Source organism: Paenibacillus plantarum, from assembly GCF_013141695.1.
In the GTDB taxonomy this organism is placed as follows: Bacteria; Bacillota; Bacilli; order Paenibacillales; family NBRC-103111; genus Paenibacillus_E; species Paenibacillus_E plantarum.
In genome coordinates, this window is record NZ_WHNY01000062.1 from 55,588 (window position 1) to 79,976 (window position 24,389).

General features: G+C 48.2%; 22 protein-coding genes. 8 read left to right on the forward strand and 14 right to left on the reverse strand.

What is annotated here, in order from left to right; all coding sequences use genetic code 11:
* Positions 1–144: 144 nt before the first annotated feature.
* A complete protein-coding gene (locus GC096_RS20700) occupies positions 145–849 on the reverse strand; it encodes a 3D domain-containing protein (protein WP_171632815.1) in 705 nt (234 codons plus the stop codon).
* A 271-nt stretch (positions 850–1,120) separates the two neighbouring features.
* On the opposite strand from GC096_RS20700, the gene GC096_RS20705 reads away from it, so the two are divergent.
* Both GC096_RS20705 and GC096_RS20710 read left to right on the forward strand, forming a co-directional pair.
* On the forward strand, positions 1,121–1,456 hold the full coding sequence (locus GC096_RS20705) for an ArsR/SmtB family transcription factor (RefSeq protein ID WP_171632903.1): 336 nt from the start codon (positions 1,121–1,123) through the stop codon (positions 1,454–1,456).
* A 47-nt stretch (positions 1,457–1,503) separates the two neighbouring features.
* On the forward strand, positions 1,504–2,031 hold the full coding sequence (locus GC096_RS20710) for an SRPBCC family protein (RefSeq protein ID WP_171632816.1): 528 nt from the start codon (positions 1,504–1,506) through the stop codon (positions 2,029–2,031).
* A 60-nt stretch (positions 2,032–2,091) separates the two neighbouring features.
* Here the strand turns inward: GC096_RS20710 and GC096_RS20715 are convergent, their stop codons facing one another.
* Genes GC096_RS20715 through GC096_RS20725 form a run of 3 tightly spaced genes read right to left on the reverse strand, consistent with a single transcriptional unit; the run spans position 2,092 to position 4,036 of the window.
* The gene (locus GC096_RS20715; protein WP_171632818.1) at positions 2,092–2,775 is read right to left on the reverse strand and encodes a hypothetical protein; all 684 of its coding nucleotides are present in this window, start codon (positions 2,773–2,775) and stop codon (positions 2,092–2,094) included.
* Positions 2,772–3,668, reverse strand: coding sequence for an ABC transporter ATP-binding protein (locus tag GC096_RS20720; protein WP_171632819.1), 897 nt, complete (start codon positions 3,666–3,668; stop codon positions 2,772–2,774). Before GC096_RS20720 ends, GC096_RS20715 begins: the two co-directional genes overlap by 4 nt.
* The gene (locus GC096_RS20725) at positions 3,668–4,036 is read right to left on the reverse strand and encodes a GntR family transcriptional regulator (RefSeq protein ID WP_171632822.1); all 369 of its coding nucleotides are present in this window, start codon (positions 4,034–4,036) and stop codon (positions 3,668–3,670) included. Before GC096_RS20725 ends, GC096_RS20720 begins: the two co-directional genes overlap by 1 nt.
* A gap of 296 nt (positions 4,037–4,332) precedes the next feature.
* On the opposite strand from GC096_RS20725, the gene GC096_RS20730 reads away from it, so the two are divergent.
* Together GC096_RS20730 and GC096_RS20735 are read left to right on the forward strand one after the other, a co-directional pair.
* Positions 4,333–5,397: a metallophosphoesterase family protein gene (locus GC096_RS20730; RefSeq protein WP_171632823.1), complete on the forward strand. Its 1,065-nt coding sequence runs from the start codon at positions 4,333–4,335 to the stop codon at positions 5,395–5,397.
* Between the two features lie 545 nt (positions 5,398–5,942).
* Entirely contained in the window at positions 5,943–6,305 is a 363-nt protein-coding gene (locus GC096_RS20735) for a hypothetical protein (protein WP_246302862.1), read from the forward strand.
* A gap of 54 nt (positions 6,306–6,359) precedes the next feature.
* On the opposite strand, the gene GC096_RS20740 is transcribed toward GC096_RS20735, so the two are convergent.
* The 5 genes from GC096_RS20740 to GC096_RS20760 all read right to left on the reverse strand — a co-directional run bounded on the left by GC096_RS20740 (position 6,360) and on the right by GC096_RS20760 (position 13,998).
* The gene (locus tag GC096_RS20740) at positions 6,360–8,615 is read right to left on the reverse strand and encodes a hypothetical protein (protein ID WP_171632825.1); all 2,256 of its coding nucleotides are present in this window, start codon (positions 8,613–8,615) and stop codon (positions 6,360–6,362) included.
* Positions 8,616–8,634: 19 nt separating this feature from the next.
* Entirely contained in the window at positions 8,635–9,810 is a 1,176-nt protein-coding gene (locus GC096_RS20745) for an ABC transporter permease (RefSeq protein ID WP_171632826.1), read from the reverse strand.
* On the reverse strand, positions 9,807–10,532 hold the full coding sequence (locus tag GC096_RS20750; protein ID WP_216626202.1) for an ABC transporter ATP-binding protein: 726 nt from the start codon (positions 10,530–10,532) through the stop codon (positions 9,807–9,809). The genes GC096_RS20745 and GC096_RS20750 overlap by 4 nt, the downstream gene beginning before the upstream one ends.
* Before the next feature lie 33 nt (positions 10,533–10,565).
* On the reverse strand, positions 10,566–12,257 hold the full coding sequence (locus GC096_RS20755) for a permuted SH3 domain-containing protein (protein WP_171632828.1): 1,692 nt from the start codon (positions 12,255–12,257) through the stop codon (positions 10,566–10,568).
* Between the two features lie 589 nt (positions 12,258–12,846).
* On the reverse strand, positions 12,847–13,998 hold the full coding sequence (locus GC096_RS20760) for a hypothetical protein (RefSeq protein WP_171632830.1): 1,152 nt from the start codon (positions 13,996–13,998) through the stop codon (positions 12,847–12,849).
* 246 nt (positions 13,999–14,244) lie between these two features.
* Between GC096_RS20760 and GC096_RS20765 the strand changes: the two genes are divergently transcribed.
* The gene (locus tag GC096_RS20765) at positions 14,245–14,631 is read left to right on the forward strand and encodes a DoxX family protein (RefSeq protein ID WP_171632831.1); all 387 of its coding nucleotides are present in this window, start codon (positions 14,245–14,247) and stop codon (positions 14,629–14,631) included.
* A gap of 854 nt (positions 14,632–15,485) precedes the next feature.
* Here GC096_RS20765 and GC096_RS20770 read toward each other — a convergent pair.
* Both GC096_RS20770 and GC096_RS20775 read right to left on the reverse strand, forming a co-directional pair.
* Complete coding sequence (locus GC096_RS20770) at positions 15,486–17,000, reverse strand: sensor histidine kinase (RefSeq protein ID WP_171632833.1); 1,515 nt, start codon at positions 16,998–17,000, stop codon at positions 15,486–15,488.
* Positions 16,997–17,680 carry a response regulator transcription factor gene (locus GC096_RS20775; RefSeq protein WP_056610663.1) on the reverse strand — a complete coding sequence of 228 codons (684 nt, stop codon included), beginning with the start codon at positions 17,678–17,680 and terminating at the stop codon, positions 16,997–16,999. The genes GC096_RS20770 and GC096_RS20775 overlap by 4 nt, the downstream gene beginning before the upstream one ends.
* 214 nt (positions 17,681–17,894) lie before the next feature.
* Between GC096_RS20775 and GC096_RS20780 the strand changes: the two genes are divergently transcribed.
* The 3 genes from GC096_RS20780 (at position 17,895) to GC096_RS20790 (ending at position 21,001) form a co-directional block, all read left to right on the forward strand.
* Positions 17,895–18,821, forward strand: coding sequence for an FAD:protein FMN transferase (locus GC096_RS20780; RefSeq protein WP_171632835.1), 927 nt, complete (start codon positions 17,895–17,897; stop codon positions 18,819–18,821).
* Between the two features lie 212 nt (positions 18,822–19,033).
* Positions 19,034–20,293, forward strand: coding sequence for a BaiN/RdsA family NAD(P)/FAD-dependent oxidoreductase (locus tag GC096_RS20785; RefSeq protein ID WP_171632836.1), 1,260 nt, complete (start codon positions 19,034–19,036; stop codon positions 20,291–20,293).
* A gap of 549 nt (positions 20,294–20,842) precedes the next feature.
* Positions 20,843–21,001, forward strand: coding sequence for a hypothetical protein (locus GC096_RS20790; RefSeq protein WP_171632838.1), 159 nt, complete (start codon positions 20,843–20,845; stop codon positions 20,999–21,001).
* A gap of 67 nt (positions 21,002–21,068) precedes the next feature.
* Here the strand turns inward: GC096_RS20790 and GC096_RS20795 are convergent, their stop codons facing one another.
* The 3 genes from GC096_RS20795 to GC096_RS20805 all read right to left on the reverse strand — a co-directional run bounded on the left by GC096_RS20795 (position 21,069) and on the right by GC096_RS20805 (position 24,377).
* A complete protein-coding gene (locus GC096_RS20795; protein ID WP_171632839.1) occupies positions 21,069–22,424 on the reverse strand; it encodes a dicarboxylate/amino acid:cation symporter in 1,356 nt (451 codons plus the stop codon).
* Positions 22,425–22,608: 184 nt separating this feature from the next.
* A complete protein-coding gene (locus tag GC096_RS20800) occupies positions 22,609–23,457 on the reverse strand; it encodes a carbohydrate ABC transporter permease (RefSeq protein ID WP_171632841.1) in 849 nt (282 codons plus the stop codon).
* A 5-nt stretch (positions 23,458–23,462) separates the two neighbouring features.
* Positions 23,463–24,377, reverse strand: a complete 915-nt coding sequence (locus GC096_RS20805) for a carbohydrate ABC transporter permease (protein ID WP_171632842.1) — start codon at positions 24,375–24,377, stop codon at positions 23,463–23,465.
* Between the last annotated feature and the right edge of the window lie 12 nt (positions 24,378–24,389).

Here is a 24,389-nt window from a genome sequence, read left to right on the forward strand (position 1 = left end):
GACCGTGGACGGTATTTACTCCTAGACCTTAGTCGGGGTGGGTCTACGACCTATGATAGACAGGCATTCCCCTCTTTCCATGGCTGCAACCACAGCAAAAAGGAGCCGCCTACTGGCAACTCCTTCTCTCCATCTCATTCAAACCTACACGGTTTCCCTATCTAACACGTACACCTTCACGTTCTTTTTCACACCAAACTCCTGTGCTTGGCCCAAATCATTCATGAAGACATCAATGCGAGAACCGCGAATCGCCGATCCGATATCTTCCGCTTTCCGAATCCCAATGCCTTCGATGAACACCGTTGATCCTAAAGGAATGACGGCTGGATCTACAGCAATCGTGCGCCCCTCCTTGGCTTTGATACCGCTATACGTGATGCCGTATGTAGGATGAGAGGCTTTTTTGCCTGTCGATTCAAAACCCGCGGTGTACGCGGTTAACGTTGTATTAATTACTTTTTTGATAATTTTCGGCTGTCCATCCGATGATGTAGAGGCTACAGCGACAAGCGGGATTGTCAGACTTTGCCCGATCGTTAATTGGTTTGGATTCGAAATTGAATTGGCAGCAATGAGATCGTCGACGGCGATTTCAAAGCTTTTTGCTATTTTGAAAAGGGTATCTCCTCGGCTTACTTTGTACGTTGTCGCAGCTTGCTCGACTTCAGCGGCTGGAGTTTCAGCTATCGAAGTATCCGAGCTTTCATTCGAAGAGGCCACATAGACAGGTGACATCGACATATCTTCAAAGCTCGACGGATACGAATACACCTTCGATTGCATGAACCACAAACCAAGCAACACAATGAAGGATAAGGTCGATATACATATTTTACGAAACATCATAACTATAGCTCCTCCTAAAAAAGTTAATAGAGTTATAGCTACTAGACTCGGCTAAAAGTAAACTTTCTATACATTTCCTATGAAATTAATGCTAGATACATAGAAACAATAAGAGAGAACCATAAGAGTTGGCTTGTATATTTCCACCTTATTCTGTTCACGATAGTAAACCTACGGATGATATCCGTAGCAAAAAAATGAGTCCAGTTGATAAATTTCTCCATTAGAATATGCCTTGACAGGAATATTCCATTTGAGTTATATTCAATACATGAATACGATATTCAGTGCTCTTGCCGAACCACATCGCTTGCACATGGTTGAGCTTTTGCGAGACGGCCCCCTAACTGTAGGAGAGATCGTCGACCGGCTCGGCCTTAGTCAGCCGCAAGTTTCCAAGCATCTGCGTGTACTTAGTGAAGCAGGACTCGTAGAAGTACAGCCAATAGCGAATCGAAGGGTCTATAAACTGCGGCCGCAGTCCCTTCAGGACATTGAGAACTGGCTTGGTTCCTTTCGGCGCCTGTGGGAAACTCGATTTGATCGCATGGAAGCCTATATAGAGGCTCTGCAAGTTAAAGAAACCAAGCCGGCTGATCCGAAATAAATCGTGATCAAGCTAGCGTAAACTATTTTAATAATGGAGGAATAGACATGACACAACAGAACACATTTGAGATGAATCATGAAGGCACAGAATTGGTGATTACACGTATCGTTAACGCACCTCGCGAGCTTGTTTATAAGGTATGGACAGATCCTGAACACTTAGCTGCATGGTGGGGGCCAACGGGTATGGAGTTGACCGTCGTATCACTGGATGTTCGCCCAGGCGGCCTTTTCCACTACGGAATGAAGTCACCGGAAGGCTTTGAAATGTTTGGCAGATTCGCGTATCAAGAAGTTGTTGCACCGGAGAAGCTTTCCTATGTGACTTCTTTCGCAGACACGGAAGGTAACGCAATCCGCGCACCATTCAGCCCTATTTTCCCGATTGAAATCTTGAATAAGTTAACGTTCACCGAAGAAGATGGCAAAACGATCATCGTGATGAGCGGCGGCCCGATCAACGCAACAGCAGAAGAAATTCAATTCTTCGCTTCGATGAAAGGTTCTATGGAAGAAGGATTTGGCGGAACGTTCAAGCAATTGGATGACTACATTGCGAAAATTACAGCTTAATCCCATACACAAATAAACGAGCCATCAGAAGAACTCTTCTGTGGCTCGTTTATGTTGTATTTATACAGCTGCTTTGCGCAGCAACCCATAGGAAATGAGCGAATAGATAACGACCAACGGGATCATATACCAGAACAAATCCATGTAATTATCGGCTACCCAATGGCCAAAATCGCTCCATAGATCGAAATGCGTCATCGTATAAGAACCAATTGTCCCAATCAGCAGCATCGCTGTAAAAAAGATGTACATGGATATGCTGCCAAAACGGCGATGCAAGCTAGAAATAGCAAACCCGAGGAAAAAACAGTGTACCAATACGAGGATATTAAACCCCAGTATACCGATGTACGGTAGATCGCTTAGAAAACCTATTTTAAACAGATGCAAATTCACGTTCCACCCGTCGGTTGCTTGTTCAATGGCCGAAAGTATGGTTAGGGCAATCCCCGAAATGCTATTTACCAAAAGGACAGTCAAGGCTGTACCGAAGAAATAATCTTTTCTCCGGATACTAAGACCGATGGCGAATGGGAACGTTTCTTTAATCGTCAGCGTACCTGCTATAAATGCGTATACGAAGACAGAAGCAACCGCACCCGTATTGACGGTTTCACCGTCATTAAATGAAAGAGCAATTACTGCATTGATTAGAAAATTAGCGCCCAGGATGGCCCATGGAACCAAAAACCACGTGAACTTGTTCCTCAGATGCATCTTTACAACTTGGTTGACTCGATTCATAAGGACTCAGTCCCCTTTCCCGTCACTTGCGTGCGTGTCAGATGAACGATAAGCTGCTGGATGGAAACTGGAGCGAATTCCAGTCCTAATTCTTCGGCATATGCCCGATCCTGCGCCGAGAGGGCACCGATGATCGTTGCCGTTGCAGCAGAACCAATTGCATTGCGCTCTAGCACCTCTTTCCCCCGTGTGAACGCTTCTACGGCTGATTTCAATCCAGAAACCGTACAAGCACGGCCGCGTAACGCATCTGCGTCTTCATTAAGAATCAACTTACCGTTATCAATCACAAGCACATGCTCCAATAAACGACTTACCTCGTCAATCAAATGCGTAGAAAGGATGACGGTTCGCGGGTACTCTGCGTAATCTTGCAGCAAGCGATCATAGAAAAGTACGCGTGCTACGGCATCCAAACCCAGGTATGGCTCATCGAAGATTGTCAATGGTGCACGGCTCGCGAGCCCAACGACAATTCCTACCGAGGAGAGCATACCTCTGGAAAGCTTTTTAATTTTTCTTTTGATCGGAAGACGGAAATCTTCAATTAACGCGTTGGCATACGCATCATCCCAGTTCGGGTATAAGGTTTTGGCAACCGCCAGCACGTCAATAATACGGAAAGTATCCGGATATTTCTGGCTCTCCTTAATAAAACAAATCTGATTCAGCACACGACTATTCTCAAAAGGCTCTTCACCAAACACCTTGAGCTCACCGCTTGTCGCAAACTGCTGGGCGGAGATCATATGCATGATGGTTGTTTTGCCTGCGCCATTTCTGCCGAGTAAGCCATAGATTTTGTTCGCTTCTACCGTAAAGCTGACCCCGTCAACAGCCTTAACTTGGCCATAGGCTTTCGTCAGTCCTTTTACCTCAACAACGTTCATCATTAGGATTTCTCCCCTCTCCGCACCATTTCCGTCAATTGCTCTACCGTTATGCCCAGTTTCTCCGCTTCTTTCACCATCGTCACAACATATTGCTCATAAAAGAGTTCTTTCCGCTTCTCCATCAGCTTAGCCCTCGCTCCCTCCGCTACAAACATGCCAATTCCACGCTTCTTGTATAAAATCCCTTGGTCCACTAGCAGGTTAACACCCTTCGCTGCCGTTGCCGGATTGATCTGATAAAAGGCTGCAAATTGATTCGTAGAAGGAACCTGTGATTCTTCCAGCATGCGTGATTCGATAATGTCATCCTCAATCTGCTCTGCGATTTGCACAAAAATCGGGCGGCTATCATCCATCATAAATCCCACAATTCTCACCACCGCTTTCGTTACTACATTGGTTAGTTACTCATGTAATTAACCATACAACCAAACAAGTTCCATGTCAAGCGAGTTACAAAAAATGGGTAGTTAAATAATTGCCTTTTTAGAGGGGAATACCAATAGGGCGTAGGGTGGGAGCCTAACGAGGTAAACATAAAAGGGCAAAAGTTGGTTAAAGAGAGATAGAGATGGTTAAAGAGAGACATAGAGCAAGCGTATCACTACATACTTAATAGGAAGGTAGGTATTCTATGTTTCTATCTATCATACGGAGTAGTTTCGTGGTTTTGTTGGGGTTAGCGTTGATTAACCCTGTTGGAGAAGGCATAACGTCTACTCGCGCGTCACAGCATGCTGCTGTACAAGTGGCGTCGCAAAGCGCAGCTGCGAAAGATGAGCCACAAACTGCTACTGCACAAGTTGAGCCACAAACTGCTGCTGCAAAAGATGAGCCACAAACCGCTGCACCGTTGTTTTCCTTCTCGGTGATGAGCGACGTTCATATCATATCGTCGGACTCGGCTTCCCAGCTGCTTCTGCGGCAAGCGCTCGCAGATCACCATGAGCTGCGTCCTGACAGCAAGCTGCTTGTCCTGAACGGTGATCTCACGAATGGCAGTGAGAGCGATTATCGCAGTTTGCTGACGCTGCTTAGCCGCCAGCCCCATGCCCCTGTGCAGGCGACCATGGGCAACCACGATTACTACGGCGTGTGGCGCAAGCCGGATGGCACGATGGATTACACGAAGATGAATGCTTCGTGGTCGAGTGCGAATGCGGTCGCGTTATTCGACCGCATGATGGGGTATGAGAAGCCGTATCACGAGCTTGTCGTGGAGGGCTACCGCTTCCTGTTCCTTAGCGGGGAAGCGTACAGAGACGTGGACGCTTCCATCAACGAGGATGCGTACCTCTCTCCCGCGCAGCTCAGCTGGCTGCGCGAGCGGCTCACGGCCGCGGGCTCGGCGGATGCCGGCAAGCCCGTGTTCGTGTTCCTCCACCAGCCGCTGCCGCGCACGCTGGATGGCACGGACCAGGAGCTGGGCGTCGTCCAGCACCAGGAACTGCGCGCGATACTTGACGCGCACCCGAACGTCATTTTGTTCAGTGGGCACACCCACTGGAACGTTGAAACGACCAACCAAGTGAAGCAGCTGAAGTTTCTTGCCGCTTCGAGCGCCTCCATCCGTGAGGTATGGAGCGCTAAGAACGAGCCCGAGACGAAGTCGCTTAGCCAGAGCCTCGTCGTCGACGTCTACCCCGATCGCGTCGCCATTCTGCGCCGCGAGCATACCGAAAAGCGATGGATCGAGCCATCCATCGCGAAGGGGTATGATGTGAAGTAGGCCTGCCAGCTTCTCCGAGTAGGAGGCAGAATCATTAACAATACGGGTCGACTGCCAAGCGGCTAGAGACGTATTTGACCATTTGAAAGCCAGTCCTTTGGAGCATTCGAAGGACTGGCTTTTTTCCTATCACGCTGCATTCTATTTACTTACTGATTCCTTGTAATCAAAGTGTCTACACGAAGCTGTAATCGGCTCCACTCTCCTCAATAACTGGAAAATCTCCATTTATTTTTCCTATTTCAGCGTGAATTTTAATTTTAGCTGGAAAAAATGTAGCTAATTTTCGAGTTTCTGCTGTTTCCGACGTCATACCTTGAAATTACATGTAGTTTTTACAGTTATTTGTATAAAAAGGACGATTCTCACTAAATTAACTGTAGGTTTTCCCGCTAAAGTACCACCTTGGGCTCATTCACACAATCCCACTCTATTAAACAATCAATCTATTAACACATTTTCTCTTATATAGGTAAATCTAGTTAACGGGCATGCCTCCTTCAACATCTACTATAAGCAGATAGAGAGAAGGAGGTGAAACTTACATGCAAAACACAAAACGCAGCATCCCTACTCTCAAAGACTCTGGCAAGCTAGGCAAATCGTACACGAAGGTCCCGCTCGGCAAAAATTTTGGTCCTACACAGACGCTTAGACGACTTACTATTCTTTGGGTAGATAACGCCGGTGTTCCTTTCGTCACTTCAGGCTTTTTCTGTGAGGCTCGTACTTTGAACGGGACCCGCCTTGCAACTGCTCGCTTTGACGCTTTTGGAACTGCCGTATTCCGTACAATTGGCACGCCTACTTCACGTACTTTAGTTCTTAGAACTTTTGATGAAGACGGCGTCATCTTCCGTACACGTACTGTTCGTTCTGGTATTTCGGCTTTCGTATTTATCGGCTAATCAACCAAAAACAGCCCGCCCCCGGCAGATCCAAGGGCAGGGCTGTTTTCTCTTTTACTTAAATTGCTTCAGAAGGCGCTTCGCCGTTCCGTTCGGTGTGTTAATGACTTCGTACATATTGACGACGATGCCGTTATTCACTTGTTCGTTTTTCAGTCCAGAAATCGTTACTCGCTGGCTGCCGCTCGTTAGTTTTCCCGTGCCCATTAATGAAGCATCTTGGGTACCGACGATACGACCGAGAGAGTCGACCATTTCGAATTGGATTTTGGAGAAATTAGAATCAATAATGACTTGATCTTCATGGGTAATATCCATGTCGAGTTGAAGCACATACGAATAGGTTCCGCCGCTATACGTCCAGCCAATCGAGCTGTCATTCACTTTAAGTGAGAATGGATAGATCGCGATGGTATCCCCAGTTTCTACTCCCTGTAGAGCCACTTTGAACGTCCCTGCGGACACATTGCCTTCAGAAACAGACTTATCATCGTACACATTCAGCGCAAATGAATCATCCGCTGTCGTTTCCTTATTAGGCAGCAAGTAGGAGTAGCTGACTACATAGGAGCTTCCTGGAGTAATTTGCGTAGCCGCCGCGCTTTGGCGAGAGCCCGTATAAGCATTGCCTTTATTATCGATAAGCTCGTTCTGCAGTTTAGGCAGCGCGAGCGTGCTCGTGCCGTTGTTCGTGATTTTGTATTTGGCGATCGCGGTTTTGTAGCCAAGATCATCATTCTCATGCGCATGAAGCTCGATGAGCGATACATCCAGATTCGGATTCACAACGCTGCTTCCCAGCGCAAGCTTGGTTCCAAGCACATAATCTACGGCTGTGGTGAAGCCGTTTTGAGCTTCGCTCGCACCTTTGAGCAGGAACACAGCCACTGGCTGTTGCCCTGATGTGGTCGTGGTACCGTTACCTGTTGTCGTTGTACTGTTACCTGTCGTTGACCCGGTTCCAGTCGTCGCTCCACTGTTACCTGTCGTTGATCCACTTCCAGTCGCTCCACTGTTACCTGTCGTTGATCCGCTTCCCGTACTACCTGTCGTGGTCCCGCTCCCCGCCGTGCTAGCCGCCGCTTTCTGCCACAGCACGAGTTGTGCCGCATTCGGATCGATGCCCGTTGGTAGCGTCGCATTGAAGTAATAAGACGCCGTCTCCTTCGGCGCTAAAAAGCCGCTGCGCGTACTGTTATCTGTTGATGACACAGATGAGCCTGAATCACCGAACTGGTAGGAGGCTGCTAGTGAAGGAACTGGAGCGACAACGTCCCCATCATTGCTCAATGTAACCACAGTCTGCACGTGGACACCATCCGCTTGAATCGAATACGTAGACGAGCTTGCCTTCGCTGTCACGTTCTCGCCGGCCTGCTGCCCCGCATAACTCTGCTTAACGCCCAAAGCTATCGTATTCAGCGACGAATTCATACCCAAAGTTCCCAGTGAAACATCTTCGCTTTGATTGAGGTAATAGTATTCCAACGTTAGCCCGCTTGTCGGCATACCTTTGGAAATTAGCGTTTTAAGTGTCAATGTATCGGACTGATTCGGCAGAATAGCTGTATCCGCCCCACTCGCAACAGTCGCCGTGTATTTCAAGCCATTGGCATCTACAAGTCTAGCCAGTAACCCTGCGGGTACTTTCACGCTGCTTGAGCCTAGGTTCTTCGCTGCAACTTGCGTGTACATGTACCATTTGCCATTCTCGGTCACACGTACGCTCTGGCCTAGTTGAAAACCAAGGGACGCATCATTCGCTAGTGTACTGTCTAGCGTACGTAAACTAATAATCTCTTCTGGCGCTTCCAACTGTCCGTCTTGAATGACGGAGGCAATCGGCAGCTCACCAAGATGATTCATGAAATCGGATTGATTGTAATCCCAGCGGAATACATCCACTTTCAGGTCAGCAGCAGACTCACTAGCTGGCAAATTTGCGTAGAATCGGAAGCTCTCTTCTTGCCCGCCATTCACGATGCCGCTTTTTTTCTCACTCAAATTGGCCGTGTAGCTATGTCCAGAGCTGTCCGTCACGCGCACACCATATTTGTTAAAATCCAGCGTCTGATTTTCACCATTATGAAACAGGACGGAGAATTGCAAGGATGAAGAGGAAAGTGACGCTCTATTTAGCATAAAATAGGAATCCTTCGAGATAAAAACGCCTTCAGATGCAGCGTGTGCGGATGGCGCTGGAACTGCCCATGAGGCAGCCAGCAAACTTCCCGTTAGCAGTACAGCTAGACTTGTCTGTTTAAGTGAGTTTTTGGATCGGAGTCCAATCGATGTTAGTTGACGAATCATGGTACAAACCTCCTGTTGCCTAATCGTAACGCAGCGCGTCGATAGGTTTTAATTTTGATGCTTTATTCGCTGGATATAAACCGAAAATGACACCAACAAGTGCTGAGAATAAGAACGCGTAAAGCCCAACGTTGATCGAAAGACTCGTCTCTTGGCTTGGATTGATATACGGCCAGGCCAGTGATAAGGCGACCCCAACCAGTAGACCGATCAATCCGCCCATCCCGCTAATCAAGGTCGCTTCGACTAGGAATTGCAGCAAAATATTTCTTCGCTTCGCCCCAATCGACTTCCGAATCCCGATCTCCCTTGTTCGCTCACTCACGGTGACGAGCATAATATTCATAATCCCGATCCCGCCTACAAGCAGGGAAATCGCAGCAACAGCAACCAATTGGTTGGTCAGCGTGCTAGACGCCGTTTGTCTTGCGCTAATGAGCTCCGATGAGTTCAAAATATTGTATCCAGTTGTACTTTTAAACTTCTGATATAAGTAAGCTTCTACGGCTAATTGTGCACGGCTGACGAGATCACCAGAGGATGCTTCCACATAGGCGGTCCGAATGTTGCCTAGCTTGAAATCCCGGCTCATCGTCGGCAGCGGCACTAACACGGAGCTATCCAATGAGGTTCCGCTCGTATTGGAGCCCTTCGTTTGAAGAACACCGATAATCGTGTACATGTAGCCCTTCACATTAATTTCTTCGTCGATCGGGTCTTCCTTGCCAAAAAACTTCGTCGCCACTTCACTCCCGATAACCGCAACGTGATTGCGGAAATCCAGATCTGCCTGAGCGAGGAAACGTCCGCTGGCCATCTTCCCCTTTTGCAACTCCAAATAACGGTCATTCGTTCCGATCACATTGTAGCTCTCCGTTGTCCGGTCGAACTTAATGGAGCTGTTCTGCGTCATTGTGGGTGCAATCGACGAGATGCCCGCTGTACCCTCCAGGGTCATGAACTCATCATAATTCAACTGTGTGGCGCGCCCGTTCCCCATCAGGTTAACGGTCAGCAGATTCGTCCCCAGACCTTCGTACTGCTTTTCGATGGCTTTCGACGTCCCTTGACCGATGGACACGAGTGTAATCACCGAAGCAACTCCGATAATAACGCCTAGCATGGTCAGAATCGTTCGTAACGGATTAGAACGAATCGTGCTCATCGCCATTTGGAAAAGCTCCCAAATTCTCATGAATGCGCCTCCTCTAACTTAGGCACTTCAACCGACCACGCATCATTGCGCGTATCACTGACGATTTCGCCGTCTCGCAGCGCCACTACGCGCTTCGCATTGTCTGCAATGTGATGATCATGGGTAATCAACACAATCGTATTGCCCTGCTGATTTAACTCTTTGATCAACGCCAGTACCTCGATGCCTGTCTTCGAATCAAGGGCACCTGTCGGTTCATCCGCTAGAATGAGCGAAGGTGAAATCGCCAACGCTCGTGCAATCGCAACCCGCTGCTGCTGTCCACCCGAAAGCTCACTTGGTTTGTGATGTCCACGCTCACCCATTCCCAACTTCTCCAGCATGCGTTTGGCTTGTTCTCTCCGCTGTTTGGCAGGTATGCCTGCATAAATCATGGGGAGCTCGACGTTCTCCGTCGCTGACAGCCTTGGCAACAGGTTAAACTGTTGAAAAATGAAACCAATCTTCCGATTGCGCAGTTGAGCAAGTCCGTTGTCTGACATTTTCTCAGTAGCTACGCCATCCAATGTATATGAACCTGACGTCGGGCTGTCTAGCAGCCCAATTGTATTCATCAACGTCGATTTCCCCGATCCGCTGGGACCGATAATGGCGACAAAATCCCCTTCTGCAATATGCAAGGTAATGCCGCGCAAAATCTGCAATTCCTCCGCACCACGGGTGTAACTCTTCGTGATCTCATTAAGCTCAATGATATTCATCCCATTCGCTCCTTTCCGAGCAAGGCTAGCTCCTTATTGACGCGCTCCGCCACCGCCAGCATTACCGCCACCCTGGAAACCTCCGCCGCCAGCTCCACCAGCACCGCCTTGGAAGCCGCCTGCACCACCTGGGAAGGCACCTCCGCCTGGGAATCCTTGCTGTTGCTGGTTCGTCGTGGTTGTTGCTCTACGTACTGGCATGACAACCTCTTCGCCTTCTTTTACCCCATCAAGCACTTCAACTTGCGTTTTGCTGCGAATACCTACTTTTAACTCCCGCTCTTCCGTTGTACCATCGGCCTTCTTCACCGTAACCGTCGACTTGCCTCTTGTTGTTGTCACCACTTGAATCGGAAGAACGAGAATATCCTTCTTATCTTGGATGAGGATTTCAGCCGTCGCCGTCATCGCATATTTCAAATCGTTCTGTGCTGTATTCGGGATTGCCACAACCGCATCATACGTGGTCACGCCATTCGTCGTTGTCCCCACATTGGATACAGAAGTCACTTCACCAGTAAACGTTTTCCCTGCGATCGCATCGACCTTTACGTTAACCTTCTGTCCGACCTTCACACTCGTGAGATCGAGCTCATCCACCGCAATTGCGAGCTGCATCGTGCTTAGGCTTGCCACTGCACCAAGCGTTGTGTTCGCATTAATTTGCGCGCCAACCGGGTAGTTCCGAAGGACGTTATTTTTACTGTTGGCAAAATCCGCCGAGAACACGCCATCAAACGGCGCTTTGATCGTCAATTGATCGACTTTTTGCTGCGCATCGCTGACACGGATTTTCTGGCTTTCAATCGCAGATTGTTTGGCGACGATATTCTTTTGGAGGTCGTCGTTAAAAAGGGTCACAATGAGATCGCCTTGTTTAATCGTATCGCCATCTTTGAATTTCAGTGTTTTCACCGTACCGCTGGCTTCGGAGAAAATAGACGCCGTGCGGACATACGCGAGTGCAGCCTGATCGGATGACGCTACCTTGGTCGTGCCGCTGCCGATGCTGCCTTTGACCTTCAAGCCTGCCGAAAGTGTACCGTCGTTATCCACGAGTACATCGACCAAAACCACTTTATTTCCATTCGCGTCGGCGCTAATTTCGTGACCGATGGTATCGACAGCACCAACCTTCGATAACAGGTAACCATCCACGCTTAACTCCACGGGGTCACCTTTTTTCAATTGCACCGCTTCTTGCAGTGAAAATGGCAGTTTCACCTTAAACTGCGTTGTATCTGAAATCGTACCGATCTTCGTCGTTTTATTCACTTGACTGCCGACATCGAAATTCGCATTCAAGGTAATCTTGCCCGACATCGGAGAGGATACGCTCATATTTCCTTGTTCAGACTTTAGCTCCGCTAGATCACTTTCCAGCTGCCCCAAAGTTACTTGGGCTTCCTTCAGATTCGTTTCCGTTGACGGGACAGAAAGTTCGACGAGCACATCGCCTTTTTTGACCGCTTGATTCTGGGTTAGATTCATCGTTTTGATGATCCCTTCGATCGGGATCACAATGTTTTGCTTATCCTTAGCGTCCAATTGGGAGGTACCCGATACGGCCATCGAAATGGCGCCCTTGGTCACTTTCATTGTCGTTTGTTGTGTCGCCGCTGTTGCTGGCTTCGCATTATTATGTACATAGTAGTATGTACCTGCCCCACACAGGATGGCCGCCAGGGCTACAATGAGCCACCTTTTCTTACTGCCTACTTTCATCCGTCATAACCCCTCTCACGGTTTACCTAAACACTCGTTGCCTAGGTCGTACAATCTTCACAAGATGTAGTCTACTAGGGGCGACTGAAACCTGTCTGAGTGTAAGCTGAAAGTAGGTTGAACGAAAGCTGAGTGTTTGCTGAAAATGGGGAGGGGTTGCATGCCGCAGCTTGGGCTGTTACTGGGCAACTGCCAGGGATAGGGCCGGTGCTGGTGCCTGGGCCTGGACAGGGATAGGACAGTGCCGGTGCTCCTACCGCTAAGGCTACGAATGCGAATGCTGCTACTGGTTGCCGCCATCCAACTGCTGCCAAGACTGCCCCTGCCCCCTTTCTCGCCCCGTCTCCTAAATAACTGGAAATACTCCATCTTTCACTTTCTGACATCTTTCGCCTAATAGTCCGAAATTAGCTGTACTTTCTACAGTTAGTAGAGTGAAAGGGAGAATTCATGCGAAATTAACTGTATGTTTTCCAGTTGTTATGACTTAGCTACTTTAACTACCCTTTATCTAGCCAAATTGCATCTAACCTTCCACCTCAAGCACAAAAAGCCGCTCACATGGTGAGCAGCTTCGTATGACATCCCCTTAGTTGGCAGCTGTCGGGGCTGGTGTTGCTGATTGTTTGGATGCATCCCGATTAGGACGACCTTGACCACCTTCAGGACGCTGGTGAGCCGTACCTTTTTCCTCTACAGCCTTCTTAATCGAATCCGTCATGCCGTCTTTAATTTTGCTGATTAAATCATCTTCGCTAATGCCTTTCGCTGTTGCGATATCCACGAGGGATTTACCGGATTCTAGCTCTGTTCTCAACTCATCTTGGGTAAGCCCTAGAATTGTCGTGATGACCTCCGGATTACCGAAATGTCCTGGACCGAATCCGCCAGGGCCTCCTGGGCCTCCTTTACCGCCGCCTGGAAAACCGCCCTTAAAGCCTGTGCCATCAATTTGCTTCGTTAACTGGTCGCTAAGACCTTTAATTCTCTCATCCGCCTTCTCTTGTGTCAGCTTCCCAGCGGTTACTTCAGCTGTAATGTTAGCTGTTTCTGCTGCAACGAGCTTGGACAAGTAGTCTTCCTTCGATAATCCTTTTTCAAGGGCAAAAGCTGCTAATGTTTTATCTGCTTTAAGTGCTTCCTGCACAACACTTTCTTCAACACCTAGAATCGTTGCCGTTTCTTTGATCACGTTGCCGCCACGGAAGCCACCGCGATCTCCCATTTGACCTGGACCTTTACCGCCGCCTGGAAAACCGCCTTTAAAGCCTGTGCCATCAATTTGCTTCGTTAACTGGTCGCTAAGACCTTTAATTCTCTCATCTGCCTTCTCTTGGGTCAGCTTGCCAGCGGTTACTTCAGCTGTAATGTTAGCTGTTTCTGCTGCAACGAGCTTGGACAAGTAATCTTCCTTCGATAATCCTTTTTCAAGGGCAAACGCTGCTAATGTTTTATCTGCTTTAAGTGCTTCCTGCACAACACTTTCTTCAACGCCTAGAATCGTTGCTGTTTCTTTGATCACGTTGCCGCCACGGAAGCCACCGCGATCTCCCATTTGTCCACGACCTTTATCGTTAAAGCCTTTACCGCCCTGTCCTGCTTTCGGTGCCGCTGTGCTCGTGGAATTGCCGACTACTGTATCTGCGAACGCTTCATTATGTAGGGCTCCTACTAAGCCAACTCCGATGACAAAAGATGCTACTAGTGAACCTGCGAGAATTTTTTTGCTGATTTTTTTCATAATGTATTCCACCTCATCTTTAGATTTGTGTGTGTTTCCCTTACAAAACCAAGTATAGCCCCCTTACCTGAAACCCATCTGAGCGTAAACTGAAGGTTGGTTGAGAGCTATCTGAGAATTGGCTGAAAATGGCATGGAATATATTGCAATAAAATATTACGTACAAGCGTTCGCTTTTGGCATTCTTTATGGTAGAATAAGGATCATATGAGCACAATTCCGAAATAGATAGGGGGACGCTGTCTAATGTCTTATCGTAAAGAACGCAACATGCTAATTGCTTACTGGGTAACCACCATCCTAGGACCTGCCAGTTTCGTTATCGGCGGATTCTTCTTCATTACCCATGGGGAGCAGCAAATCGCTACGTTGAGCGGGCTCGGATATCCGGAGTATATCTTAACCATCCTGGGCTTCTGGAAGCTGATGGCCGTCATCGCCATCCTGATCCCGCGTTTTCCGCGTCTGAAAGAATGGGCATACGCTGGCTTTTTCTTCGAGCTCTCGGGAGCCGCAGCTTCGCATTTGTTGAATGGCGACAGCCTAGCTCTCGCTGCCCAACCGCTAGTGTTTCTAGCGCTCGTCATGGCTTCATGGGCACTTCGCCCGCGCAGCCGCAAGCTTGTCTCTTAGTTGTTGAAGCAGAAAGGCCAACCGTTTGGCGGTTGGCCTTTTTTGGTGTTTGTGTGTGTGTGTGTGTGTGGAATAGACGATGCTGGTGGGGGCGTGGGGGGGGTGAGTAGCTAGTCAGTCTTTAGGTGGGAGGCGATAATCGTGTGCGTTTAGAGTACTATGTCGATGAATGCGAGGAGTTTCAGTAGCTAGTTTGTGGTAGAAGGCGATCACTGTGTGCAGCTGGATGCTATGCTGGTGGGGGGCGCGGAGAGTAGCTGAATTTTTTTCGTATAACAGATAACTGTTGGTTCCCGCATACTTAATACTTCTCGCCTACTCTACTCTTCTCTTCTCTTCTCTTCTCTTCTCTTCTCTTCTCTTCTCTTCTCTTCTCTTCTCTTCTCTACTTCACTTCACTTAACTTCACTTAACTTCACTACTTTCCTCAAATCCCTCTTCCTCTTTCTCTTTCTCTTTCTCTTTCTCTTTCTCTTTCTCTTTCTCTTTCTCTTTCTCTTCCACTTCCCATTCCCCCCATAACCATTAACTGTAAAAAGTACAGTTAATTCCCTCCCAATTCCCTACTATCAACTTTTAACTGGATTTCCTCCATCTATTTCTGACGATTTCAGTGAAATCAGCCACTTCAGCTGAATTTAGCTACATGAAATCCATCTATTTGCTCAAAGGCAGGATTTTCATCCAAATTAACTGTATGAAATCCATCTATTGCCCCGCTGAGGCTGCATGCTCGGCATGAACCTGCAATGCCCCCCCACTCTGGGCTTCTTTAGCCACCCTACCTTCCCACTCACCAAGCCAAACAGACCAAAAGAGGCCAACGCCTCAGCGTCAGCCCCTTCTATCCCTACCTATCCCGGCAATCGCACGATAAACGCGCTTCCCTCACCGACGGTGCTCTCCACATGGATGGATCCGCCATGCAGCTCCACGATGGAGCGTGTAATCGAGAGGCCTAAGCCCGCTCCGCCGCTGCGTCTTGCCCGCGAGGAGTCGATGCGGTAAAACCGGTCAAACAAATGCGCGATATGCTCTGGCGCAATCCCTGGGCCATTATCGCGTACTGCGATCTCAACGCCTGCATCCGTTTTCGTCAGCGAGACTCTCACCTCACCTGTCTCGGGATGCGTATGCTGGACCGCGTTGTGAAACAGGTTGAGAATGACCTGCTTGATTTTATCCGGGTCGCAATGACACACCGTCTCTGGTTCCAAGAGGAAGGTGACGGCCCTCTCACCCGCCAACAGACGCAGTTGGTGCTCCATTTCATGAAGCACATCGTCCATGTCTACCTCCGTCTTATGAAAAGACGGCGTTCGGTCTAAACGGGCCAACAACAGCAGGTCCTCAACTAATTTATTAATGCGGACGGATTCACCGTGCATGCTTTTCAAAGCTTTCAACAGCGGTTCGGGTTGTTGATACGCCCCGCGCAGCAGTACCTCCAGGAAGCCATGAATGGAGGTCAGCGGTGTCCGAAGCTCATGCGAGGCATCCGCGGCAAAACGCCGCATCTGCTCCTTCGCTTCCTTTTCCGCCTCAAAAGAAAATTCCAACCGCTCTAGCATACTATTGAAGGAAGTCGCCAAGCGATCCATCTCCGCCTGCCCTTGATGGTCAGGGAAACGTTCATTCAAGTTACCGGAATCAATGCTTTTCACCGTATCTACCAAATTAGACAGTGGCACAAGTGTCCGCCGCAGCACAGGTAGGAAGCCTAGCAACCCAATGACCATCGCCAGCATCGATAGAAATAGGAACGTGAGCAGCTGCCTTAGCAGGACATCCTTAATCGGCGCTGTGCTTGTGCTTGCTTGAATAAGCCCCTGATAGCCGCGGGAACGATCTGGTTCTCCTCCCCCGATTTGATGAAACACAATTAATTGCTCATTCCCTTTGCTGTCATTCATGATCAGGTGATCCTGTTTCTTTGTACGCTTTTGCAGGATTCTCACATATTCTTCTTTGTCCAACTCCAACGTCGACTGTTCATCTTGCGAGGATACGAGTTTATACGTCCCTTTGTCATCAATCAGTGCAATCGTTAAATCCGGTACGAAAATCCGCGGACCTTCGCCGAAATTATCCTGCCGATTGTTGCGCATGAAATCCTGCCTAGGCAGAAATGGGCTCGTATTCTTATCGCCCCCCAGCTCAGCCCGAAGCCACACGTTAGGTGGTAGCGCTGCAAGTTGGTTGCGAATTGTCTCTGCTTTATTTTGAAACATAAACTGCTGCATGAATACATATTGAAACACGCCGATTAACAGCAAGAGTGCCGACATGACCAATAAAGTGCGAGATAAAATTTGAAACTTTAAAGATTTCGTCTCCAAGACAGCAGCGAACCAACCGCGCGTTTTCATGTCAAATCCATCCGATACCCCGCCCCGCGAATGGTGCGAATCAGCTTGTGCTCCTTATCTCCTAACTTGTCACGCAGGGAGCGTATGTACACTTCCACAATATTTTCCTCGCCGCCAAAATCATAGCCCCACACTTTATCCAGAATCATCGTCTTGCTCAGCACGAGACCGTGATTGATGGCCATGAATTTAAGCAACTCGTATTCCGTTGGCGACAGTTCTAAGATCCGATCATGCATGCTGATCTCTTTGCGGCGATCGTCCATGCGGAGCGGTCCAATAACAACTTCCCCGAACAAGTTTGGAAAATGGTTCCGAATCCGCGCATAGATCCGCGCCAGCAGCTCCTCAAAGCTAAACGGTTTGATCATGTAATCATCGGCTCCGAGCGTGAGCCCCTTCACCCGATCATCGATTTCATCTTTGGCTGTTAGCATAATGACCGCGACATTGTCCGTCTTCTTGATCATGCGACATACCTCGAAACCGTCCATCCCCGGCATCATGACATCCAGAATCGCGATATGCGGCTGAAATTTATTACAGGCCGTGATCGCACTAATGCCATCTTGTGCCGTCATCACTTCGAAACCTTCATTCGTTAGCCCTAGCTCTAGAAACTCTAAGATATGCGGCTCGTCATCGACGAGTAGTATTTTGATCCCTTTTAATTGACGCATCTGCTATCGTCTCCCCCGAGAAATTCATTCGTACACGACTTCTACAATCAGTATCCCATATCCTGCCTAAAAGCAATCTGAGCAGCGGCTGAAAGCTAGCTGAAAGTTCGAGAATCTTCAGCTACTTTTCAGCTAACGGTCAATTCAATCTCAGCTATCTCTCATATACTGATCTCAGAATAAGTAAGGACTTGACAGAAAAGAGGAATTCCCGATGACAATGACGACAGGCACCTTCCTCCCCTTTCATTTTCAAACGCTGGATTCGGCTATTGAACTTCTTCTTCCCTATGGTGAGCAGAGACAACAGTTGCGAATTCATGAGATCGGCAACGAATGGTTCGGGCGTGAAGAGAAGCGATTCAGCCACAGTCTCCCTGAAAGTGAAATCAACCTTTTAAATACATTAGCCGGTGAAAGCTGCCTTGTGTCCAACGCGATGCTAGAGGTGCTCTTCCTTGCTGAAATGTATCAAGCCATTACAGATGGTAAATATACGCCTCTTCTATATAAAGAACAACCATCGCTAACGCACATGCCGGCTCCTGCATCGCAAAGCTGGAGGGTAAATCCTATGACCAAATCAGTCATGCTGCCGGAGCATACGTATATTCATTTGCAAGGACTCGACAAAAGCTGGTCCCTGAAACGATTATGCGACTACTTGAAGAAAACGTTATCCCTTTCACGAGGACGCTTGCTATCTCAGGGCGATGTCACGGTATGGGGTTCATCTAGTGCTGAGCAGGAGCCATGGATGATCGGGATCCAAAATCCGTGGAAAGAAAACATCAAGTTAGGCGCGATTGTGATGCCAGAAGGAGCGCTATCTACGTACAGCCCGCTTGAGGATCACAGAGATGGTGACGCTAGCAGCGATGTGCTGCAATGCACAGTTGCTGGCCATGATCTCGTGGCATGCCACGTATGGGCACGCTTGTTAGGCTCACTTGGGCTAGAAGCCGGCCTGTCCCTTCTCGCGAAACGCAGTGACGCTTGTGAAGCGATTGTGCTTACCAAGCAAGATGAGCTTCATTACTACGGGCGAGAAACCTCCCTTGGGCATCGATGGCTGGATCTTCAGGTTGATCAATATCATTTTAGCGATGGACATAAGAAGGATGTTGATAGTTTCACCTAAAGGATTTGCAAGGAAGATCGTTTGTGGATGAAATTAGGAAAAAATGCATGTTATCCACATTTCACCTATGTTTATACACAGACGATAGGTCAGTTATCCACGAAATCGGCTATTTTATCAACAAGTTATCCACGTACTGTGTGTATCTTTTGAATATCTAGCACTTTACATGCTATGATATGAGAAAATACGCGAGGCAGGGGCTTTATGGAATGACATATGATGTAATTGTAATTGGCGGCGGTTCTGCTGGCCTCATGGCTAGTATTGCTGCAAGCAGAGACGGCGCGAAGGTGCTGCTCGTCGATAAAGGAGATAAGCTGGGGCGCAAGCTCGGGATTTCCGGTGGCGGCAGATGCAACGTGACGAACAACAAAGACATGGATGAATTGATCAAGCACATCCCCGGCAACGGGCGATTCCTTTATAGTGCATTCACCCATTTTGGGAATAAGGATATTATTGCTTTCTTTGAAAATCTCGGCATCCATCTCAAGGAAGAAGACAATGGTCGAATGTTTCCCATCAGCGACAAAGCCAAAACCGTCGTCGACGCGTTGATCGGCCAAGTGCGGCGCCAGGGTGTGGAGATCCGGACCAACAGTCCGGTCAAAAAGGTTTTGTACGCAGACGGCCGTGTGAGCGGCGTTCAGCTGCAAGGCGGAGAGACGCTGAATAGCCGCGCTGTGATCGTCGCCTCCGGCGGATGCTCGGTGCCGCATACCGGCTCCACGGGAGACGGTTATGCATGGGCTGAGGCTGGCGGGCATACGATCACGCCGCTGTTTCCGACCGAGGTTCCGTTAACCTCGAAGGAGCCTTTCATCCGCAGCCGCGAGCTGCAAGGACTGTCCTTGCGCGACGTGACGCTCAGCGTGCTGAACGCGAAGGGGAAGCCGATCATCGCGCATCGCGGCGATATGCTGTTCACCCACTTCGGGCTTTCAGGGCCAATTGCGCTGCGCTGCAGCCAGTTCGTCGTGAAGGAACTGAACAAATCCGAGCGTAAGGAAGTGCTCGTCACGGTAGATTTGTTCCCTGAGCAAAGCGCCGACGAAGTGTACAACGAGACCATGGCGCTTGCGAGGAGCGACGCGAAAAAAGCGATCAAAAACGTGCTCAAGTCCCTGCTATCTGAGCGGCTCATTCCGCTTCTGCTCGCGAAGTCGGAACTGGACGAGCTGCTGACGTATGACAACATTCCGAAGCAGAAATGGTTGGAGCTGTGCAAGCTCATGAAAGCTTTCCCTGTTATCGTCAAGGGGACGCTATCTTTGGAAGAAGCTTTCGTGACTGGCGGCGGCATTCAGCTCAAAGAAGTGGATCCGAGCACGATGCAGTCCAAGCTCATGAATGGGCTCTACTTCTGCGGGGAAATCCTCGACATTCACGGCTACACGGGCGGTTATAACATTACGGCGGCTTTCTCAACGGGATATATGGCGGGTACGCATGCCGCGATGCAGCACTAAGTGATACCTCCTTTTGCACAGAAACTCCACCACCGATGCTCTTGAGCTTCATTAACTGGAAAAACTACAGCTATTTTGCTCAAAAAACGCCATTTATTTTGAATAACTGGATTTTCTCCAGCTAATTTTGTACATCTTCGTTGAGAAGGACGAATGACGTGAAATTAGCTGGAGTTTTTCCATCTAAATGGTAATTTTGATTAAAATCGGCTAGCTTAACGTAGATTTTCCATCTATTTCTAATCTACCCCCTCTCAAGCAGCTAGAATGGAGAGCTACTCGCCCCTCTCGGGTAGCTGGGATGGGGAGCTCCTCGGTTCACCCCTCGGGTACTAGGATCGAGAAGTCGCTTAGAGGAAAAGCGTTACTTGGAAGTGGAGTGTTGCTTGGCGGGTACGCATGCCGCGATGCAGGTCTAATATCTGAGACTCGCGGATACGAAATCGATGTCAGTTGTTCTTTGGTTAGCAGTCGGTGATTCAATTTCCACCCGAACGGGTAGTAGTTGGTAGAGGTCAACCCCCATACCAATCAAGGGAGCTGAAAACGATGGAACCGACAAAAAGCGTGGACATTGAGCAGAAGCGCATTGAGCAAAAATATGACAAGGGACTTGTCGCATCAACCTTTATCAAATATGCAGCGTATATCATTATCATTTTCGGACTGCTGTATTTCTTGGTCCGGTTCGTATTCCCGCTGTTTTAGAGCAAAAACCAAAAAGACGAGCAAACACCTCTTCGGTGTCGCTCGTCTTTCTTTTATTCACCTGCGATTAAGCAGTTGCCAATTCCAATTCTTCTTCCTCGTCACGATCGAACGCAGCGCGGTCGAATTCACCTTCGGATTCAGCTACAAGTAACGCTGTAACTGTTGTTCCCGTTGCGTTAACAGCTGTACGACCCATGTCGATCAGTGCTTCAACGCCTAGAACTAGACCCATACCTTCAAGCGGCAAACCAAGTGCAGTCAATACAACCGTTGTGGAGATGGATGCAGGACCTGGAACACCAGCTACCCCGATGGAGGAGATGACAGCTACTAAGATCAACAATAGATACTCAGAAATACCTAGTGGAAGGTTATAAACTTTGGCTACGAAAATCGCTACAACCGCCGGCCAAACGCCGCCGCATCCGTTGAAGTTCATCGTTGCCCCAAGCGGTGCCACGAAGCTTGCGATACGCGGTGAAACGCGAAGGCGTTTCGTAATAACTTCCAAGTTCACAGGCAATGTTGCATAGCTGCTACGTGTTGTGAAGGCAACAGCGATCGTCGGATATGCCTTTTTGAAGAACTTGATCGGGTTAACTTTTGCTACAAGCAGTACAAGACCACCAAATACCAATACGAAGTGAATAATAAGTGCGACGTACGAAGTTAGGATGATTTTAGCAAGAGGCTCTAACGTTTCCCAACCGTATTTCCCTGCCATAGCCGCGATCAACGCGTACACCCCATAAGGTGTCAAACGAATAACATACTTAACAACTTGGTGCATAACCGCAGCAGCTGAAGTAACGAAAGACTTCACGGATGCAACTGCTTCAGGTTTTTTGGAGCCTATGGATACGATCGCCACAGCTACGAAAATCGCGAAGATCAGAACCGGTACAACCTTACCACTCGCCATGTCGCTAATTGGATTGGATGGTACCAGATCCAAAATAACTTGGGAGAAAGTCGGAATTTCTTTGGCTTTAAAATCCTTCGGAACAGCTTGGGCGATCCCATTACCTGGATCAATCGCCAATGCCACTAGAAGACCGATCAAAGCTGCGATCCCCGTTGTAAGTAGGAACCAACCAATCGTTTTGAAACCCAATTTACGAAGTTGAGCCATGCTGGACAACGACGAAATACTGTTAATAACTAAGATAAATACCAGCGGCATAACAAGCATTTTGATCAGATTGACGTAAATCGTTCCGATCGTGCTAACACTTTTAAATTGCAGACCTGCCTGATTAAAAATGACCCCCGCGATGATCCCTAATCCTAGACCGATAAATACGCGGTTACCGAAACTGACTCTCTTTCTACCCAAAAAATAAATAAATCCAATCACTACTAATGAAACGACTAAACTGACCCAGTTCGTTTGAAATGCGCTTACTAAGTTGTTTTGCACGGTCAACATCTCCAATCCCTATTGGTTCACTTGGTTTAATTGTGATAAATATATGACAACTCACATAGGCTGTCAATGGTTACATTTTCCAATTAATATTAAAAACCGAACAATCCCTCTATTTATACGAGGGTCGATTCGGTTTTAGATCTTTTTTATGAAATTTCGTGTGAAACAGCCTAGCTTATCCTTTCAGTCCCGTCGTGCTGATCCCTTCGACCATATACTTCTGAAAGAAGGCGAATACGAGCAATATGGGGATGAGCGACAGAACTGACATAGCGAATAGCGCTCCCCAATCGGTCTGCATCGTGGGATCTGAGAAGCTTTTGAGGGCTAGTGCCACCGTGGCAAGCTTGGGTGAATTAAGGTATAGCAAGGGGCTGAAGAAATCGTCCCATGTCCAGTAAAACTTAAAAATCGACACGGTAATAATTGGAGATATCAGCAGCGGAAGGAGGATACGTATCAAAATCCCGAATACGCCGCATCCATCGATTTTGCCTGACTCATCTAATTCCTTCGGAATTCCCCGCATAAATTGAATGAGCAGGAAAATGAAAAAGGCACCGCCGAAAAATGAAGGAATGATTAATGGTTTGAACGTATTGATCCATCCGAGCTTCTGAAACAGAATGTATTGCGGAATCGTCAGCACCTCATGCGGCAGCATCATTGTCGTCATCATGCATGCGAACCAAATGGCAGCTCCGCGAAACCGAATTCGGGCAAAACCATAGGCAGTCAAGAGGGATGAAATGACAGCTCCGATGACTGAGAAGAACGTGATGATAATTGAGTTTTTGAAAAAAACGACAAACGAAATCCCTGCGAATCCTTTAAACCCGTTCGTGTAATTGGCAAATTTGAATGGGGATGGGATCAATTGATGAGCATGAATGAATATCTCACTGGTATCTTTCAGAGAGCTTGCCACCATCCAGAGCAGTGGGTACATCATGAATAGAGCAAAGATGGAAGTGAAAGCATGCCTAAGAATTGCGTACAAGCGTTGTCGTTGTTTGATCAGCATCCTACTTATTCCCCTCTCGTTTCATAGTGCACCCAATTTCGGGATGTGGCGAACAGCGCAGCTGTGAAACAGGCGATTACGGTAAGCAGCACCCAGGACATGGCTGACCCATAGCCCATCTCGTAATAACGGAATGATTTCTCATACACATACAAGGCGTAAAACAACGTTTTGTCAAAAGGTCCTCCACCAGTTACGAGCATCCCCTCTGTAAATACTTTGAAGCCGTTAATAATCCCCATCACTAAATTAAAAAAAATAACTGGCGTTAATAGTGGAAGGGTAATCCAGCGAAATCGTTGCCATGTTCCTGCTCCATCCACAGTTACCGCCTCATACAATTCCTTCGGTACCTGTTTCAGTCCCGCTAGAAAGATGAGCATAGCCGAACCGAACTGCCATACAGCAAGCAAAACTAGCGAGAATATCGCTGTTGATGGTTGCGTGATCCATGAGGTTTGAAACGCATGACCTGTCGCCGCTGTCAGCAGCGAATTCACTGCGCCGTGTGCGCCGAATAGTTGACGCCACATAACCGCGACCGCAACACTTCCGCCAATCAAAGTTGGCAAATAAAATGCGGAGCGAAACAAGGCAGGAAACTTCAAGTTCGTATTTAACAGCAGAGCCACAGCAAGAGCGAACAGCAGCCGTAATGGAACAGCAATAAACACGAACAGGAGTGTCGCTGTCACCGACTTCCAATACCGCGGATCTTCCGTGAACATCTCCTTGAAATTACGAAGCCCGACCCATTCCGGCGGAGATAATATATCGTATTGGGTAAATGCGAGCACAAGCGATACGATCATCGGTGCGACGGAAAACAGGATGAATCCAATCAGCCAAGGCGAAATGAACGCGTAACCCGCAGCATTGTTATAATCCCGCAGCTTCCTTCCTCGCGCAGGTTGCACCATACTAACTTTCCC

Coding starts and splice junctions, on each gene's coding strand:
- GC096_RS20785 (WP_171632836.1), top strand. CDS start 19,034: ATGACATATGATGTAATTGTAATTGGCGGCGGTTCTGCTGGCCTCATG.
- GC096_RS20755 (WP_171632828.1), bottom strand. CDS start 12,257: ATGAAAGTAGGCAGTAAGAAAAGGTGGCTCATTGTAGCCCTGGCGGCC.
- GC096_RS20705 (WP_171632903.1), top strand. CDS start 1,121: ATGAATACGATATTCAGTGCTCTTGCCGAACCACATCGCTTGCACATG.
- GC096_RS20765 (WP_171632831.1), top strand. CDS start 14,245: ATGTCTTATCGTAAAGAACGCAACATGCTAATTGCTTACTGGGTAACC.
- GC096_RS20750 (WP_216626202.1), bottom strand. CDS start 10,532: ATGAATATCATTGAGCTTAATGAGATCACGAAGAGTTACACCCGTGGT.
- GC096_RS20735 (WP_246302862.1), top strand. CDS start 5,943: ATGCAAAACACAAAACGCAGCATCCCTACTCTCAAAGACTCTGGCAAG.
- GC096_RS20790 (WP_171632838.1), top strand. CDS start 20,843: ATGGAACCGACAAAAAGCGTGGACATTGAGCAGAAGCGCATTGAGCAA.
- GC096_RS20700 (WP_171632815.1), bottom strand. CDS start 849: ATGATGTTTCGTAAAATATGTATATCGACCTTATCCTTCATTGTGTTG.
- GC096_RS20745 (WP_171632826.1), bottom strand. CDS start 9,810: ATGAGAATTTGGGAGCTTTTCCAAATGGCGATGAGCACGATTCGTTCT.
- GC096_RS20780 (WP_171632835.1), top strand. CDS start 17,895: ATGACAATGACGACAGGCACCTTCCTCCCCTTTCATTTTCAAACGCTG.
- GC096_RS20775 (WP_056610663.1), bottom strand. CDS start 17,680: ATGCGTCAATTAAAAGGGATCAAAATACTACTCGTCGATGACGAGCCG.
- GC096_RS20805 (WP_171632842.1), bottom strand. CDS start 24,377: ATGGTGCAACCTGCGCGAGGAAGGAAGCTGCGGGATTATAACAATGCT.
- GC096_RS20800 (WP_171632841.1), bottom strand. CDS start 23,457: ATGCTGATCAAACAACGACAACGCTTGTACGCAATTCTTAGGCATGCT.
- GC096_RS20715 (WP_171632818.1), bottom strand. CDS start 2,775: ATGAATCGAGTCAACCAAGTTGTAAAGATGCATCTGAGGAACAAGTTC.
- GC096_RS20760 (WP_171632830.1), bottom strand. CDS start 13,998: ATGAAAAAAATCAGCAAAAAAATTCTCGCAGGTTCACTAGTAGCATCT.
- GC096_RS20710 (WP_171632816.1), top strand. CDS start 1,504: ATGACACAACAGAACACATTTGAGATGAATCATGAAGGCACAGAATTG.
- GC096_RS20770 (WP_171632833.1), bottom strand. CDS start 17,000: ATGAAAACGCGCGGTTGGTTCGCTGCTGTCTTGGAGACGAAATCTTTA.
- GC096_RS20740 (WP_171632825.1), bottom strand. CDS start 8,615: ATGATTCGTCAACTAACATCGATTGGACTCCGATCCAAAAACTCACTT.
- GC096_RS20720 (WP_171632819.1), bottom strand. CDS start 3,668: ATGATGAACGTTGTTGAGGTAAAAGGACTGACGAAAGCCTATGGCCAA.